General features: G+C 71.3%; 15 protein-coding genes. 11 read left to right on the forward strand and 4 right to left on the reverse strand.

The window, feature by feature from the left end; genetic code table 11:
- The first annotated feature begins 53 nt into the window (after nt 1–53).
- From ACZ4EG_RS38045 to ilvD, 3 genes are all read left to right on the forward strand, one after another.
- Nucleotides 54–884 carry a sugar phosphate isomerase/epimerase family protein gene (locus tag ACZ4EG_RS38045; RefSeq protein ID WP_390711617.1) on the forward strand — a complete coding sequence of 277 codons (831 nt, stop codon included), beginning with the start codon at nt 54–56 and terminating at the stop codon, nt 882–884.
- A complete protein-coding gene (locus ACZ4EG_RS38050; protein ID WP_453547722.1) occupies nt 881–1507 on the forward strand; it encodes a TetR/AcrR family transcriptional regulator in 627 nt (208 codons plus the stop codon). Before ACZ4EG_RS38045 ends, ACZ4EG_RS38050 begins: the two co-directional genes overlap by 4 nt.
- A 177-nt stretch (nt 1508–1684) precedes the next feature.
- Entirely contained in the window at nt 1685–3538 is a 1854-nt protein-coding gene (ilvD, locus tag ACZ4EG_RS38055) for a dihydroxy-acid dehydratase (RefSeq protein WP_467793854.1), read from the forward strand.
- A gap of 52 nt (nt 3539–3590) precedes the next feature.
- Here ilvD and ACZ4EG_RS38060 read toward each other — a convergent pair whose 3' ends face one another.
- Nucleotides 3591–5756, reverse strand: a complete 2166-nt coding sequence (locus ACZ4EG_RS38060) for a serine/threonine-protein kinase (RefSeq protein ID WP_467793855.1) — start codon at nt 5754–5756, stop codon at nt 3591–3593.
- Between the two features lie 182 nt (nt 5757–5938).
- On the opposite strand from ACZ4EG_RS38060, the gene ACZ4EG_RS38065 reads away from it, so the two are divergent.
- From ACZ4EG_RS38065 to ACZ4EG_RS38075, 3 genes are all read left to right on the forward strand, one after another.
- Nucleotides 5939–6265 carry an SH3 domain-containing protein gene (locus ACZ4EG_RS38065; protein WP_453547728.1) on the forward strand — a complete coding sequence of 109 codons (327 nt, stop codon included), beginning with the start codon at nt 5939–5941 and terminating at the stop codon, nt 6263–6265.
- A gap of 43 nt (nt 6266–6308) precedes the next feature.
- Nucleotides 6309–6827: an EamA/RhaT family transporter gene (locus ACZ4EG_RS38070; protein ID WP_467793856.1), complete on the forward strand. Its 519-nt coding sequence runs from the start codon at nt 6309–6311 to the stop codon at nt 6825–6827.
- A gap of 114 nt (nt 6828–6941) precedes the next feature.
- Nucleotides 6942–7718 (forward strand): class I SAM-dependent methyltransferase, encoded by a 777-nt coding sequence (locus tag ACZ4EG_RS38075; protein WP_467793857.1) that lies wholly within the window; start codon nt 6942–6944, stop codon nt 7716–7718.
- Here the strand turns inward: ACZ4EG_RS38075 and ACZ4EG_RS38080 are convergent.
- Nucleotides 7695–9125 carry a SulP family inorganic anion transporter gene (locus ACZ4EG_RS38080; protein ID WP_467793858.1) on the reverse strand — a complete coding sequence of 477 codons (1431 nt, stop codon included), beginning with the start codon at nt 9123–9125 and terminating at the stop codon, nt 7695–7697. The genes ACZ4EG_RS38075 and ACZ4EG_RS38080 overlap by 24 nt on opposite strands.
- A 228-nt stretch (nt 9126–9353) precedes the next feature.
- Between ACZ4EG_RS38080 and ACZ4EG_RS38085 the strand changes: the two genes are divergently transcribed.
- The 3 genes from ACZ4EG_RS38085 to proC all read left to right on the forward strand — a co-directional run bounded on the left by ACZ4EG_RS38085 (nt 9354) and on the right by proC (nt 11963).
- The gene (locus ACZ4EG_RS38085; protein WP_467793859.1) at nt 9354–10145 is read left to right on the forward strand and encodes an ABC transporter ATP-binding protein; all 792 of its coding nucleotides are present in this window, start codon (nt 9354–9356) and stop codon (nt 10143–10145) included.
- The gene (locus ACZ4EG_RS38090) at nt 10142–10915 is read left to right on the forward strand and encodes an ABC transporter permease (RefSeq protein WP_467793860.1); all 774 of its coding nucleotides are present in this window, start codon (nt 10142–10144) and stop codon (nt 10913–10915) included. The genes ACZ4EG_RS38085 and ACZ4EG_RS38090 overlap by 4 nt, the downstream gene beginning before the upstream one ends.
- 235 nt (nt 10916–11150) lie before the next feature.
- Nucleotides 11151–11963 (forward strand): pyrroline-5-carboxylate reductase, encoded by an 813-nt coding sequence (gene proC / locus ACZ4EG_RS38095; RefSeq protein WP_467793861.1) that lies wholly within the window; start codon nt 11151–11153, stop codon nt 11961–11963.
- A 30-nt stretch (nt 11964–11993) separates the two neighbouring features.
- Here proC and ACZ4EG_RS38100 read toward each other — a convergent pair whose 3' ends face one another.
- Nucleotides 11994–12578 carry a cysteine hydrolase family protein gene (locus ACZ4EG_RS38100; RefSeq protein ID WP_467793862.1) on the reverse strand — a complete coding sequence of 195 codons (585 nt, stop codon included), beginning with the start codon at nt 12576–12578 and terminating at the stop codon, nt 11994–11996.
- A 75-nt stretch (nt 12579–12653) separates the two neighbouring features.
- On the opposite strand from ACZ4EG_RS38100, the gene ACZ4EG_RS38105 reads away from it, so the two are divergent.
- Nucleotides 12654–13655, forward strand: coding sequence for a GlxA family transcriptional regulator (locus ACZ4EG_RS38105; RefSeq protein ID WP_467793863.1), 1002 nt, complete (start codon nt 12654–12656; stop codon nt 13653–13655).
- Here ACZ4EG_RS38105 and trpS read toward each other — a convergent pair.
- Complete coding sequence (gene trpS, locus ACZ4EG_RS38110; RefSeq protein ID WP_467793864.1) at nt 13595–14620, reverse strand: tryptophan--tRNA ligase; 1026 nt, start codon at nt 14618–14620, stop codon at nt 13595–13597. The genes ACZ4EG_RS38105 and trpS overlap by 61 nt on opposite strands.
- Between trpS and ACZ4EG_RS38115 the strand changes: the two genes are divergently transcribed.
- Complete coding sequence (locus ACZ4EG_RS38115) at nt 14614–14826, forward strand: hypothetical protein (RefSeq protein ID WP_467793865.1); 213 nt, start codon at nt 14614–14616, stop codon at nt 14824–14826. The two genes, trpS and ACZ4EG_RS38115, sit on opposite strands and share 7 nt — an antisense overlap.
- The last annotated feature ends 421 nt before the right edge of the window (nt 14827–15247 follow it).

Below are 15247 nucleotides of genomic sequence, written 5' to 3' on the forward strand. Positions count from 1 at the left end.
AACGGCCAACGGGCACCCCGCGCCGCGTCAACCTCACCCCGTAATCTGTCTCCGTGGCAGAACCAAGGGACGTTGTCCGCATCCCGGATGCGAAGGTCGCCCTGTCGACGGCCTCCGTCTATCCGGAGTCGACGGCGACGGCCTTCGAGATCGCCGCACGCCTCGGGTACGACGGGGTCGAGGTCATGGTGTGGACCGACCCGGTCAGCCAGGACATCGAGGCGCTGCGCCGGCTCAGCGACTACCACCGCATCCCGATCCTGGCCGTCCACGCCCCCTGCCTGCTGATCACCCAGCGCGTCTGGTCCACGGACCCCTGGGTCAAGCTCCAGCGCGCCCGGGCGGCCGCCGAGAAGCTCGACGCCAGTACGGTCGTCGTCCACCCGCCGTTCCGCTGGCAGCGGCAGTACGCCCGGGACTTCGTCGCCGGGATCTGGCGGATGGCGAACGAGACGGACGTACGGTTCGCCGTCGAGAACATGTACCCGTGGCGCTACCGCGACCGCGAGATGCTGGCGTACGCCCCCGACTGGGACGTGACCAACGACGACTACCGCCACTTCACGATCGACCTCAGCCACACGGCGACGGCCCGCACGGACGCCCTGCGGATGATCGACCGCATGGGCGACCGCCTGGGCCATGTCCACCTCGCCGACGGCAACGGGTCGGCGAAGGACGAGCACCTGGTGCCCGGGCGCGGCAGCCAGCCCTGCGCCGAGCTGCTGGAGCGGCTCGCGCTCACCGGCTTCGACGGCCACGTCGTCATCGAGGTCAACACCCGGCGCGCCATGTCCAGCGCCGAACGCGAGGCCGACCTGGCCGAGGCCCTGGCGTACACGCGCCTGCACCTGGCCTCCGCGGCGAAGGTGCCCCGACGATGACCGGCCTCACCCCGCGCCGCACGGGGGCGAACTCCAAGCGCCGCGGACGTCCCCCGCGCACCGAGTCCGCCGACACCCGCGACCGCATCCTGGCCGCGGCCCGCGAGGAGTTCTCCGAGCGCGGCTACGAGAAGACCTCGGTACGCGGCATCGCCAAGGCCGCCGGTGTCGACTCCGCGCTGGTCCACCACTACTTCGGCACCAAGGAGCAGATGTTCGAGGCGGCCATCGAGGTCGCCTTCGCGCCCGCGCTCAACGCGCCGAACGCGGTCGCCGACGGCCCCCTCGACGACGTCGGCGAGCGGCTCACCCGCTTCATCTTCGGCGTCTGGGAGAACCCCACCACCCGCGCGCCCCTGCTGGCGATCGTCCGCTCCGCGGTCAACAACGAGACCGCTGCCGCCGTCTTCCGCCACCTGGTCGCCTCCCAGCTGCTGCGCCGCATCGCCTCCCAGCTGGAGCTGCCCGACGCCGAGCTGCGCGCCGAGCTGGCGGCGGCCCAGCTGGTGGGGTGCGCGATGCTGCGGTACGTGATCAAGGTGGAGCCGCTGGCCTCGGCGGACCTGGAGCAGATCGTGGCGCGGGTGGCACCCGTGGTCCAGGGACATCTCACGGCTCCCTGACCGTCGGGCGAGTCGGGCGAGTCAGACGAGTCGGACCCGTCGGACCGTCCGTCCCGTCGGACCCCCGAGACGCGCATCCCGCATTCCGGACACCTCGTCCCGAACCCTGGATGACCGGCGTACGCTCGTTGGCAATCAGAAGTCTCTCTGATCGCAGTCTCTGAAGGAGCGAGCGCGATGCCCGAGCTGAGGTCCCGCACAGTCACCCACGGCCGCAACATGGCGGGCGCCCGCGCCCTTATGCGCGCCTCCGGTGTACCCGGTGCGGACATCGGCCGGAAGCCGATCATCGCGGTCGCCAACAGCTTCACGGAGTTCGTGCCGGGCCACACCCACCTCCAGCCGGTCGGCCGGATCGTCAGCGAGGCGATCACCGAGGCGGGCGGCATCCCGCGCGAGTTCAACACGATCGCGGTGGACGACGGCATCGCGATGGGCCACGGCGGCATGCTGTACTCCCTGCCCTCCCGCGACCTGATCGCGGACTCGGTCGAGTACATGGTCGAGGCGCACTGCGCCGACGCCCTGATCTGCATCTCCAACTGCGACAAGATCACCCCGGGCATGCTGCTGGCGGCCCTGCGCCTGAACATCCCGACGGTCTTCGTCTCCGGCGGACCCATGGAGTCCGGCCGCGCCACGCTCGTCGACGGCACGGTCCGCACCCTCGACCTGGTCGACGCGATCTCCGACGCCGTCAACGACAAGATCTCGGACGAGGACATCGTCCGTATCGAGGAGAACGCCTGCCCGACCTGCGGCAGCTGTTCCGGCATGTTCACCGCCAACTCGATGAACTGCCTCACCGAGGCGATCGGCCTGTCCCTGCCCGGCAACGGCTCGGTCCTCGCCACCCACACGGCCCGCAAGCAGCTGTACGTCGACGCGGCCCGCACCGTCATGGACATCACCCGCCGCTACTACGAGCAGGACGACGAGACGGTCCTCCCGCTCAACGTCGCCACCTTCGCGGCCTTCGAGAACGCCATGGCCCTCGACATCGCGATGGGCGGCTCCACGAACACGATCCTGCATCTGCTGGCGGCGGCCCAGGAGGCGGGCGTGCCCTTCGGCCTGGAGCAGATCGACGCGGTCTCGCGCCGGGTGCCCTGCCTGGCGAAGGTCGCCCCGAACGTCGCCAAGAACCGCACGTACTACATGGAGGACGTGCACCGGGCCGGCGGCATCCCCGCCCTGCTCGGCGAGCTGCACCGCGCGGGCCTGCTCAACGAGGACGTGCACGCGGTCCACAGCCCGTCCCTGGCGGACTGGCTGAAGACCTGGGACGTGCGCGGCGGCTCCCCGTCCCCCGAGGCCGTGGAACTGTGGCACGCGGCCCCCGGCTGCGTCCGCTCCGCCGTGGCCTTCTCCCAGTCCGAGCGCTGGGAGGCGCTGGACGACGACGCCGAGGGCGGCTGCATCCGCTCGGTCGAGCACGCGTACTCCAAGGACGGCGGCCTGGCGGTCCTCAAGGGCAACCTGGCCGTCGACGGCTGCGTGGTGAAGACAGCGGGCGTCGACGAGTCGATCTGGACCTTCGAGGGTCCGGCGGTGGTCTGCGAGTCGCAGGAGGAGGCCGTCGAGAAGATCCTCAACAAGCAGGTCACCGACGGCGACGTGGTGGTCATCCGCTACGAGGGCCCGAAGGGCGGCCCGGGTATGCAGGAGATGCTCTACCCGACGTCCTTCCTCAAGGGCCGCGGCCTGGGCAAGACCTGCGCCCTGATCACCGACGGCCGCTTCTCCGGCGGCACCTCCGGTCTCTCCATCGGCCACGCGTCCCCCGAGGCGGCCTCGGGCGGCACGATCGCCCTGGTCGAGGACGGCGACCGCATCCGCATCGACATCCCGGCCCGCACGATCGAGCTCCTGGTCGACGAGGCCGAGCTGGCCCGCCGCGAGCAGGCGCTGGGCGGGGCGTACGCATCGAAGAACCGCGACCGCAAGGTCTCGGCCGCGCTGCGCGCCTACGCGGCGATGGCGACCAGCGCGGACAAGGGCGCCGTCCGGGACGTGACCAAGCTGGGCTGACACTCCGGCCGCCGCAAGGGGCCGCCTCCCTCGGGGGTGGCCCCTTCGCATGTCACCAGGCCGAGGGGTCTCGCGCGTCCAGAGCGAAGACGGTGCCGTCGGGGGCGGTGGCGCAGACGCGCCCGTTCTTGATCACGGGGGCGGGCAGCGCTGCCATGACCTGCCCCGAGTTCGCGCCCAGCCGTGCCGGGGTCTGCCCGACGAGTCTGCCCTTGTGGGCGTCGACGGCGAGCAGCCGCCCGTCGCCCGCGGTGAAGAAGACGTGCTCGCCGTCGGTGACCGGCACCGAGCCGCGGGTCACCGAGGTCTCCAGATGCCACAGCGACTTGCCCGCCGCCATGTCCACGGCCTCCAGGGAGCCGCCGGTGGCCAGCAGATAGACCACGCCTGCCCGCACGGTGGCATGGGCGTCCGGCGCCGCGACGGGCAGCGCCACACGACGCGCCGCCCCGGAGCCGGGGGAGTAGCGGACGACCGCCGACGTCTCCCCGTAGACACGGTCGACGGAGAGGAAGAAGAGCGAGCCGTCCTCGGCGCCGAAGGGCGTCAGTGTCCCCTTCAGCCGGGCATCCCACCGCACGTCACCCGTCAGCGGATCCACGGCCGTCACCCGTGTGTCCGACCCGTCGGCGGACGTGCTCGTCGCGTACGCCAGCGGGTCACCGGGGAACGAGACGAACACCGGGCGGCTCTGGCCCGCGATCCGGCCGCTCCACCTGGTGTCGCCCGACGCTGCGTCCAGCCCCGTGACCGTCCCGTCGGCAGCCGTGAGCAGGGCCGTGCCGCCGACGTAGCGCACCGTCGTGGACGCCGGCAGACGCCGCTTCCAGACCTCCTTGCCGGTGGCGGGGTCCAGCGCCGCCAGACGCGAGCCGCCGTTGGTGTAGGGCTGGATCAGACCGGCCGCCAGGACCGGCGGGTCGCTGATCGTCCTCGTGGCCACCGAGTGCCGCCACAGCAGCTTCCCGTCGATGGGGGAGAGCGCGAAGATCACGCCGGGCTGCGCACAGAGCAGCTTCTTCGCGCCGTACGCACAATGCGGCATTCCCGCCGCCTCGGGCGCCGGCTTGGTGTGCCATGCGCTGAAGGCGGCCGCGCCGGTACGGGGACTCGTGCTCTTCGGGGTGGGGTCGCTGCCGCCGAGCGCCTGGACCGAGGCCAGCACGGCGGCCACGGCGAGTCCGAGCGCGCCGATGCCCAGCGCCGCTTTCCGGCCCGCGCGACGCCTGGACGGCCGTTCGGCTTCCGCGGCTTTCTTCGCTTCCTCGGCCGCCGCGGTTTCCCCGCTCCCCTCGGCGTGCCCGGCGGGCTCGTCCGGCCCGGCAGGGGACTCCGCAGCAGGTCCGTCCGTCGTGCGCTGAGTGGGTATGAACGCCTGGGTGTCGTACGACGCGGCCACCGACCGCAACTCGCGCATGAGCTCGTCCGGAGTCGGCCGGTCCTCTGGCTCCTTGGCGAGACAGCGCATGACCAGCGGCGCGAGACTCTCCGGCACCCCGATCAGGTCGGGCTCGTCGTGCACGACCTGGTAGGCGACGATGTACGGGCTGTCGGAGTCGAACGGCCCGCGCCCGGTCGCCGCGTGCACCAGCACCGACCCGAGCGCGAAGATGTCGGCGGCCGGCCCGACCTCGCGCGGCCGCCGGAACTGCTCCGGCGCCATGAAGGGCGGAGTGCCGATCAACTTGCCGGTCTCGGTGCGCAGTTCGCTGTCCTTGGGCCGGGAGATGCCGAAGTCGATGACCTTCGGCCCGTCCTCGGCGAGCAGCACGTTGCTCGGCTTCAGGTCCCGGTGCACGACCCCGACCCGGTGGATGTCGCGCAGCGCCTCCGCGAGCCCGGCCATCAGCCGGCGCAGTTGCGCGGCGGGCATCGGGCCGTTCCGCTTGACGTGATCGGACAGGGTGGGGCCGGGGATGAACAGCGTGGCCATCCAGGGCCGTTCGGCCTCCGGGTCGGCGTCGACCACGGGCGCGGTGAAGGCACCGCTGACCTTGCGGGCCGCGGCCACCTCTTGGCGGAAACGGCCCCTGAACTCGCGATCCCTGGCGAACTGGGCGTGTACGACCTTCACCGCGAGCTTCAGCCCGGAGGTGCTCCGGGCCAGGTGCACCACACCCATGCCACCCGAGCCCAGGCATGACTCCAGACGGTAGTGACCGGCGTATTCGGGAAGTTCCGCTTCCGCGCCCGCTCCGGTGTTGCGCTGTGGCGCCATGGGACCACCCCCCGTGCTGTTCGTCCGCGCGCGCGACGCACGGAGCCTAGTCGATGATTCGTACGAGTCAGAGGCGGCTTGCTAGCCTCCGCGTGCGTGTTGCACAAGAGCGTTTCGTGACACGCAAGAGGGGAATGAACGGGGCCCCATGACAGTCATGGGGCCAACGGGGGAGGAATCGTATGTCTGTTGACCGTGTCGAAGAGGTCGAGGGAGCCGACGACGGGGAGGCCGTGGCCACCGCGGTCGCGGCGGCGTCCGTGCGCTACTACTCGGTCGCCCCGGGCCTCAGGGTCAACGTCCGCAGCGGGCCGGGCACCGGCTACAACATCGTCCGCGTGCTCCCCGAGGGCGCCAAGGTCGCGATCTACTGCCAGTCGCCGGGTACGTGGGTGTCGGGCTACTACGGCACCACGAACATCTGGGACAGCATCGCCAGCGGTGAGTACGTCTCGGACGCCTATGTGAACACGGGCAGCGACGGCTACGTCGCCCCGCGCTGCGGCTGACCCCGTACGGAGCCCGCGGCGGCCGCGGAGCCATAATCGTCCCGTGAGCGACGAACCCGGCACCCCGGACACCCCCGCGGGCTCCACCGACGGAACCCCCGGCGGGCCCCGCCCCGAGACCCTGCGCTTCTTCGGCACGTCCTGGGTGAACCACGACAGCGGTTACGCGGGCCGGCGTGCCGCCGTGGCCGCGGGCTCGCTGGCCGCGGCCGTCGCCTCCGCGTTCGTGCTCCGCTTCGCCTACCAGGGCCTGCAGATCGCCGGCACCGGCTCCTTTGTGAACGTGCTGGTCGTGGCGATGTTCGCGATCTGCAGCGCGCTGGCCTTCCGCAACACCTGGGACGGGTTCGGCAAGCGCCTCGACCCCGACCGTCAGGCCTCCCTGCGCGGGCTCCTGGCCGTCGGCTTCATCGGCTCGCTCCTCGCCTACTTCTTCCGCTCCCTCACCGAGGCCCCGGGCGAGAAGCTCCACCGCGAGGAGTACGAGAAGGCACGCGAGGAGTACGAACGCCGCTCCTCGCGCCGCACCGGGAACCCCTCGAAGAAGCGCCGGAGGAAGTAGCCGCCGAAGCGCCGGAAGAAGTAGCCCGCCCGAAGTACCGGAGGAAGTGACCCGTCGGCGTCAGCCGCGGAAACTCCCTGTCGTCGCGTGTCCCTTCCCGACCACCATGGCCGTATGACCACGACGCCGCAGCCCTCCCACACCGACCGGGCCCACTCCTTCAACGCCGCCGCGGCCCAGTACGCCGCGAACCGCCCCTCCTATCCGCCCGCCCTCTTCGACGCCGTCGAGGAACTCGCCGCCCGTCCCCTCGCCGGTGCCCGGGTCGTGGACGTGGGCGCCGGTACGGGTATCGCGACGGCGCTGCTGCGGGCCCGGGGTGCCGATGTGGTCGCGGTGGAGCCCGGTGAGGGCATGGCCGCCCAGTTCCGGGACGCCCTGCCCGGCATTCCGATCGTCCGGGGCAGCGGCGACGCCCTTCCCCTGGCCGACGCGAGCGCCGACTTCCTCACCTACGCCCAGGCCTGGCACTGGACGGACCCGGCGCGGTCGGTGCCGGAGGCGCTGCGCGTGCTGCGGCCGGGCGGCGCGCTGGCGCTGTGGTGGAACACCCATGCCCTGGACGTCGAGTGGATCGCCGAGGCCGCCGAGCGCGCCGGCCGCTTCTTCGGTATCGACGTCGCCGCCGAGAGGGAGCGGGCCGCCCGGACCGAACTCGCCGACCCCAGCGGCCGTCTGCGCTTCATGCGCCGTGAGGTCCGCTGGAGCCGCCGTGTCCCCCTCGCCACCCATCTCGCCAACGTCGGCAGCCACTCCGCCTTCCTCGTCACCCCGAAGGAGCCGCGGACCGCCTTCCTCGGCGAGGAGCGCGCCCATCTGCTGAAGGTCTTCCCGGACGGCGTCGTCGAGGAGACCTACGACGTCCTGCTACTGGTGGCCACCCACACCTGACGCGATGGCTGTCCGCTCGGCGGCCCACCCCTCCAGGGCCGCCGCGCACGCCCGGTCCACATACCGCAGGCCGCCCAGCTCCAGCCGCACCTCCCGGTCGCGCGGCACCGCCTCCAGCGCGTCCAGCAGCTTCGGCAGCCGCAGGAACGTCGCATGCCCCAGCACCCGCACGACGATCCCCGCCTCTCCCCGGTCCTCGCTCTCCACATGCACATGGCCGACCTCCCACGCGGTCTTCGCCACCGCCAGGACGAGGCCGACCAGCACCCCCTCGAACAGGTTCCCGACGACGATCACGATCGCCGTCACCGCGAGCACCACCACCTCTCCCCGATGTCCGTGCCACAGTCCGCGCAGCTCCCGCACCGGCACGAGCCGGCACCCCGCGTGCACCAGCAGCCCGGCCAGCGCCGCCACCGGAACCACCCCGAGCGCACCGGGCAGCAACGCCGTGAACAGCAGCAGCCACGCCCCGTGCAGCACGCGCGACGCCTTTGTGCGGGCCCCCGCCTGCACGTTCGCCGCGCTGCGCACGATCACCGCGGTCATCGGGAGCGCGCCCAGCACCCCGCACACCGCGTTCCCCGCTCCCTGCGCGATCAGCTCCTTGTCGTACTCCGTGCGCGGTCCCTGGTGCAGCCTGTCCACCGCCACCGCGCTGAACAGGGACTCGGCGGACGCGATCAGCGCGAAGGCGACGACGGTTCCGAGCGCGCCCACTTCCGTCAGCCGGCCGAAGTCCGCCGCCTCCGGGAGCCGTACGGCATCCAGCACGCCGCGCACCTCGACGCGCTGTACGTCCAGATCGAACAGCCAGGTCACCGCCGTCCCCCCGGCAACCGCCACGAGCGGCGCGGGCACCAGCCGGGCTCCCCGCCGCCAGCGCGGCCACAGCAGCAGTACGGCAATGGCGGCACCGCCCACTGACAACGCCACCGGTCCCACCCGCCCGGGCAGCGTCACCAGCCCGGCGATCTTCGCGAGCCCGCCCGCCGGAGCGGCCGCGTCCCCGAGCGCGTAGACCTGGCCGGCCACCAGCACCAGCCCGATCCCGGCGAGCATCCCGTGCACGACCCCTACCGACACCGCCCGGAACCACCGCCCGAGCCGCAGCAGTCCCAGGCTGATCTGCACCAGCCCGGCCGCGAGCACCAGCACCCCGAGCGCCTCGATCCCGTACTCCCGCACGACCTCGTACACCAACACCGTCAGCCCCGCCGCCGGGCCGCTCACCTGCAGGCTGCTGCCCGGCAGCGCCCCGGCGACCAGCCCGCCCACTATTCCGGTGACCAGCCCCAGTTCGGCCGGGACACCGGAGGCCATGGCCACGCCCACACACAGTGGCAGTGCGACGAGGAACACAACGAGGGACGAGAACAGATCGGCCTTGCCTACGACACGGCGCATGACGGCAGTACCTCCGATGACGAGGGACGCGAAGCCCGTGAGGGCGCGAATGGCAGTGAAAGCCATTGTCGGTAAAGGGAGTTGGCGTTCCGCCCGGTTTGTGTGCCCACCTGGTGAAGACGGGTGCGCACGAACGGACCGCGCTCCTCCGGCCACCCCGCAGCGCCCTGCGTGCCACCGAACGCACCCCACTTGACGGCACCCCGCCCCGCGAGCACTATTCATCGCATGATGAATTACTCGTCCGGGCCACCGGAGACCCCGGCCGTCGAGGCCACCGCCCTCACGGTCGTCCGTGGCCCCCGCACCGTCCTGCGCGACCTCGACTTCACCGTCCCCCGCGGCCAGATCACCGGCCTGCTGGGCCCCTCGGGATGCGGCAAGTCGACCCTCATGCGCTCGATCGTGGGCACCCAGGCCAAGGTCACGGGCACCCTCCAGGTCCTCGGCCGCCCCGCCGGCGACCCTTACCTGCGCACCCGCATCGGCTACGTCACCCAGGCCCCCTCCGTCTACGACGACCTGACGGTCCGCCAGAACCTCGCCTACTTCGCGGCGATCCTCGACCCCGGCCGCACCGCCGCCGAGCGCCGCCGCGAGCACGTCACCCGGGTCATCACCGACGTCGACCTCACCAGCCACGCCGACGCCCTCGCCGGCAACCTCTCCGGCGGCCAGCGCAGCCGCGTCTCCCTCGCGGTGGCCCTGCTGGGCACCCCCGAACTCCTGGTCCTCGACGAACCCACCGTCGGTCTCGACCCGGTCCTGCGCCGCGACCTGTGGAACCTCTTCCACGAGATCGCCGCCACCCGCGGCGCCACCCTCCTCATCTCCTCCCACGTCATGGACGAGGCCGAACGCTGCCACCGGCTCCTGCTCATGCGTGAGGGCGAGATCCTCGCCGACGACACCCCAGACGCCCTGCGCACCCGCACCGGAGCCGACACCGTCGAAGGGGCGTTCCTGCACCTGGTGGACGAGGCGGTCGCCGCAGGCCGCACCAAGGAGACAGCCCGATGAGCACCACCACCGCGCCCGCCCCCACCAGCGCCCTGAACCTCTCCCGGACCACCGCCACCGCGACCCGGGTGCTGCGCCAGCTCCGCCACGACCCGCGCACGATCGCGCTGATGATCCTCGTCCCCTGCCTGATGCTGCTCCTGCTCCGCTATGTCTTCGACGGCAGCCCCCGCATCTTCGACAACATCGGCGCATCACTGCTCGGGATCTTCCCGCTGATCACGATGTTCCTGGTCACGTCCATCGCCACCCTGCGCGAACGCACCTCGGGCACCCTCGAACGGCTCTTCGCCATGCCCCTCGGCAAGGGCGACCTCATCGCCGGCTACGCCCTCGCCTTCGGCGGCCTCGCCATCGTCCAGTCGGCACTGGCCACCGGCCTGGCCGTGTGGTTCCTGGGCCTGGACGTCACAGGCTCGGCATGGCTGCTGCTCCTGGTCGCCCTGCTCGACGCGCTGCTCGGCACCGCCCTCGGCCTGTTCGTCTCCGCCTTCGCGGCCTCGGAATTCCAGGCGGTCCAGTTCATGCCCGCGGTGATCTTCCCCCAACTCCTGCTCTGCGGCCTGTTCACCCCCCGCTCCAACATGCACCCCGTCCTGGAGGCCATCTCCGACGCCCTCCCCATGTCCTACGCCGTCGACGGCATGAACGAGGTCCTGCGCCACACGGACATGACGACGACCTTCATCCGGGACGTCCTGATCGTGGCCGGCTGCGCGGTACTGGTACTGGGCCTGGGAGCAGCCACATTGCGACGCCGGACGGCATAGGCGCCACAGCCACAGCGCCGTGGCTGCGGGCAGTCGTGCCTCCCCCAAGCTCTTCGAGCAGGGGGGACCCCCAGCGGCACGGGTGGGCGCAGCGGCACCCCGCCGGCGCGGGCAAGCAAAACCCACCCCCCAGCCCCCTGGCCCCCGTTCCGCCCACCGGACAACCAAGCCCTCCCCTCCGCACCGGTGCGAGGATGAACCCGGACGACGCAAACCCCCGGAGGGCACCCGCACCATGACCCAGAAAGTCGCAGTCCTCGGCACCGGCAAGATCGGCGAAGCCCTGCTCAGCGGAATGATCCGAGCCGGCTGGGCCCCCGCCGACCTCCTGGTCACCGCCCGCCGCCCCGAACGGGCCGAAGAACTCCGCACCCGCTACGGAGTCACCCCCGTCAGCAACGCCGAGGCCGCCAAGAACGCCGACACCCTGATCCTCACGGTCAAGCCGCAGGACATGGGCGCCCTCCTCGACGAACTCGCCCCGCACATCCCCACCGACCGCCTGGTCATCAGCGGAGCCGCGGGCATCCCCACCTCCTTCTTCGAGGAGCGCCTGGCCGCGGGCACCCCGGTCGTCCGTGTCATGACGAACACCCCCGCCCTCGTCGACGAGGCCATGTCCGTCATCTCCGCGGGCAGCCACGCCACCCCCGACCACGTCGCCCACGCCGAGGAGATCTTCGGCGCCGTCGGCAAGACGCTCCGCGTCCCCGAGTCCCAGCAGGACGCCTGCACCGCCCTCTCCGGCTCCGGCCCGGCCTACTTCTTCTACCTGGTCGAAGCCATGACCGACGCCGGCATCCTCCTCGGCCTGCCCCGCGACAAGGCCCACGACCTCATCGTCCAGTCGGCGATCGGCGCCGCGGTGATGCTCCGCGACAGCGGCGAACACCCGGTCAAGCTCCGCGAGAACGTCACCTCACCCGCGGGCACCACCATCAGCGCCATCCGCGAACTGGAGAACCACGGCGTACGGGCCGCCCTCATCGCCGCCCTCGAAGCCGCCCGCGACCGCAGCCGCGAACTGGCCTCCGGCAAGAAGGACTGACCCGGAACCTTCCCCGACGGGGGCGGCACCTCAGCCCGCCGCGTCCACGATCTCCTTCGTGGTCAGCACCCGCGCGAAGCCGCCCCCGTGCAGGGACACCGCCGACGCCCGCGCCAGCTCGTCCGCGGTGCGCCGCCAGCCGAACGGCCCCTCCAGGTCGAAGGTGTACGTCGCGTCGTACGCGACCAGCACGTCGAACCCGAGATTGCCGCCCATCCGGGCGGTCGTCTCCACGCACATATTGGTCTGGATCCCGGCCAGCACCACCTGCGCGATCCCCTGCGCCCCCAGCCAGGCCGCCAGATCCGGCGTCCCGAGGAAGGCCGAGTTCACGGTCTTCGTGATCAGCAGCTCACTGCCGGCCCCCTTCCCGCGCCGCTGCTCCACATAGTCCTTGAAGTCACTGCCCACGTACCCCGGCCGCAACGGCGACTGCGGCTTCGACGAGTCGTGCCGCACGAAGACGACCGGCCGCCCCGTCGACTGCCACTCGTCGATCAACGAGGCGATGTTGTCGTCCGCCCCGGGGTTGTTGCGCGGCCCCCAGAACTCGGCCTCCTCGAAGCCTTTCTGAACGTCGACGACCACCAGTGCTGCGTTCTCTGCGATCTCCATGCCCTCGATCCTGCCGCCGCGGGCCCGCCCGCCCCAGAAGGGCAGAAGACAGCGATCGATGGTTTACTGCCACACGTGACCGCAGCCCCGTACCGCGTGGCCCTCGTCGCCTTCCCCGGTATCCGCGCCTTCGACGTCTCCGTCATCACCGAGGTCTGGGGCACCGACCGCACCGACCGCGGCGCCCCCGCCTTCGACCTGCGCAGAGTCGCCACCGACAGCACCACCCCCATGCCCATGCGCGGCGGCTTCGCCCTGCACGCCGACCGCACCCTCAACTGGCTGAACCGAGCCGATCTCATCGTCGTCCCCGGCCTCGACGACCACCTCACTCCCGCACCCGCCCCCGTCCTCGACGCCCTCCGCCGCGCCCACGCCCGCGGCACCACCCTCGCCGCCCTCTGCGGCGGCGCCTTCACCCTCGCCCAGGCAGGCCTGCTCGACGGCCGCCGAGCCATCACCCACTGGAACCTCGTCGAGCTCCTGCGCGCGCACCACCCCCGTGTCGCCGTCGTCCCCGACGCCCTCTTCATCGAGGACGACAACATCTGGACCGCCGCCGGCACCGCGGCCGGCATCGACCTCTGCCTCCACCTCGTCCGCCGGTCCCACGGCGCTGAGGCGGCCGCCACCATCGCCCGCTCGATGGTCACCGCCCCCTTCCGCACCGGCACCCAGGCACAGTTCATCGAGCACCCCACCCCGCGCGCGGACCGCGACGCCGACACCCTCGCCGCCGTACAGGAACACGCCCTGCGCCGCCTCCACGAACCGCTCACGGTCGCCGATCTGGCCGCCCGCGCGGGCATGTCGCCGCGCACCTTCGCCCGCCACTTCACGGCCGCCACCGGCACGACACCGCTGCGCTGGCTCCTGGACCAGCGCATCGCCGCGGCCCAGAAACTCCTCGAACGCACCGACCTGCCCATGCCCGAGGTCGCCCGCCGCGCCGGCTTCGGCAGCGAGGTCACGATGCGCCAGCACTTCGCATCGCGCCTCGCCACCAGCCCGCGCGCCTACCGGGCCGCGTTCAGCGCGGGCTCCGCCACCGGCGGCAGCAGCCCGATCGCCCGATAGGCGGTATCGACGGTCGGCCGCGCCATCGCCCGAGCCTTCTCCGCACCATGCCGCAGCACCTCCTCCACATATCCCGGGTCGGCACACAACGCCTTGTGCCTGGCCTGCACGGGCCTGAGAACCTCGACCACCGCCTCCGCGGTGTCCTTCTTCAAAGCGCCGTACGACTGATGAACGTCCGCCAGTGACTCAGGGTTCCCGCCCGTGCACGCAGCGAGAATCTCCAGCAGATTCGTCACCCCCGGCCGCCCCTCCCGGTCGTACACGACCTCCCGCCCGCTGTCGGTCACGGCCCGCATCACCTTCTTGCGCACCACGTCCGGCTCGTCGAGCAGATAGACGATGCCCGGCCCCGAATCGTCCGACTTCCCCATCTTCGACATCGGCTCCTGCAGGTTCATCACCCGAGCGGCCACCCGCGGAAGCGTCGCCTTCGGCACCACGAACGTGTGCCCGTACCGCTGGTTGAAGCGCACCGCCAGATCCCGGGCCAGCTCCACGTGCTGCGCCTGGTCGTCCCCCACCGGAACCTCGTCCGCCCCGTACGCCAGGATGTCCGCCGCCATCAGCACCGGATACGTCAGCAAGGACAGCCGCACGCTCCCGCCCCTGCCCCGCTCCCGCGCGGCCTTCTCCTTGTACTGGATCATCCGCCGCATCTCGCCGTCGGTCGCCACGCACTCCAGCACGTACGACAGCCGCGCGTGTTCGTCCACATGACTCTGTACGAACACGGTGCACAGCTCGGGATCGAGGCCCGCCGCGAGCAACAGCGTCGCCCCCTGACGAGTGAGCCTGCGCAACCGTGCCGGATCGTGGTCCACGGTCATGCCGTGCAGATCGACGATGCAGAACACCGCATCGGCCTGGTGCTGGTCCACCGCGGCCCACTGCCGCATGGCTCCCAGGTAGTTCCCCAGCGTCAGGTGCCCGGTCGGCTTGATCCCGCTGAATACCCGTGTCATCCCTGCTCCACCTCCTGGTCGAGACCGCCGTCCCGGCCGGCCGGCCCTCAGGAGCCCTGGAGGGGGATACGAGAACGGCCGCCGAGGCGGCGGCCGTTGAGTACATACGTGAGTACGGCCGCCGTCAGGCGGCCCACCACAGCTGGGTGCACGTACGCGTCATCACGTCGACCAGGGTACGCCCCTGGGGCGTCACCTGGCCGTGAGTTGACACACCCCAACCGGATACGTACTGTTCTCCGAGTTGTCCGACGTGAGCACCGACTCCGGCCGGTCCCCGGACAGCCATTCCGCAGGTACCAACCATCAATCGGCGATCCGTCGCCGTGTGCTTTGGCGTGCGTATTTGCGAAATGAGGAATCCGCGTTCGAAAGGGCGCAGGCCCCGATTAGCTCGGGCGCCGGGAATCCGCTAAAGTCTCACTCGCCGGAACGGCCCAACGGCCGCGAAGGCAAATCCCGCTGACTGGGAATCAGGCCCGAAAGGATCTGATAGAGTCGGAACCGCCGGAAAGGGAAACGCGAGAGCGGAAACCTGGAAAGCGCCGAGGAAATCGGGTCGAGAAAAGATCTGATAGAGTCGGAAACGCAAGACCGAAGGGAAGCGCCCGGAGGAAAGCCCGAGAG

Source organism: Streptomyces sp. NPDC025638, assembly GCF_055558775.1.

Bases quoted from the DNA above. Each gene is read 5' to 3' on its own strand.
- ACZ4EG_RS38075 (WP_467793857.1), top strand. From the start codon at position 6,942: ATGACCACGACGCCGCAGCCCTCCCACACCGACCGGGCCCACTCCTTC.
- ACZ4EG_RS38065 (WP_453547728.1), top strand. From the start codon at position 5,939: ATGTCTGTTGACCGTGTCGAAGAGGTCGAGGGAGCCGACGACGGGGAG.
- ACZ4EG_RS38050 (WP_453547722.1), top strand. From the start codon at position 881: ATGACCGGCCTCACCCCGCGCCGCACGGGGGCGAACTCCAAGCGCCGC.
- ACZ4EG_RS38080 (WP_467793858.1), bottom strand. From the start codon at position 9,125: ATGCGCCGTGTCGTAGGCAAGGCCGATCTGTTCTCGTCCCTCGTTGTG.
- ACZ4EG_RS38060 (WP_467793855.1), bottom strand. From the start codon at position 5,756: ATGGCGCCACAGCGCAACACCGGAGCGGGCGCGGAAGCGGAACTTCCC.
- proC (WP_467793861.1), top strand. From the start codon at position 11,151: ATGACCCAGAAAGTCGCAGTCCTCGGCACCGGCAAGATCGGCGAAGCC.
- ACZ4EG_RS38100 (WP_467793862.1), bottom strand. From the start codon at position 12,578: ATGGAGATCGCAGAGAACGCAGCACTGGTGGTCGTCGACGTTCAGAAA.
- trpS (WP_467793864.1), bottom strand. From the start codon at position 14,620: ATGACACGGGTATTCAGCGGGATCAAGCCGACCGGGCACCTGACGCTG.
- ilvD (WP_467793854.1), top strand. From the start codon at position 1,685: ATGCCCGAGCTGAGGTCCCGCACAGTCACCCACGGCCGCAACATGGCG.
- ACZ4EG_RS38090 (WP_467793860.1), top strand. From the start codon at position 10,142: ATGAGCACCACCACCGCGCCCGCCCCCACCAGCGCCCTGAACCTCTCC.
- ACZ4EG_RS38085 (WP_467793859.1), top strand. From the start codon at position 9,354: ATGATGAATTACTCGTCCGGGCCACCGGAGACCCCGGCCGTCGAGGCC.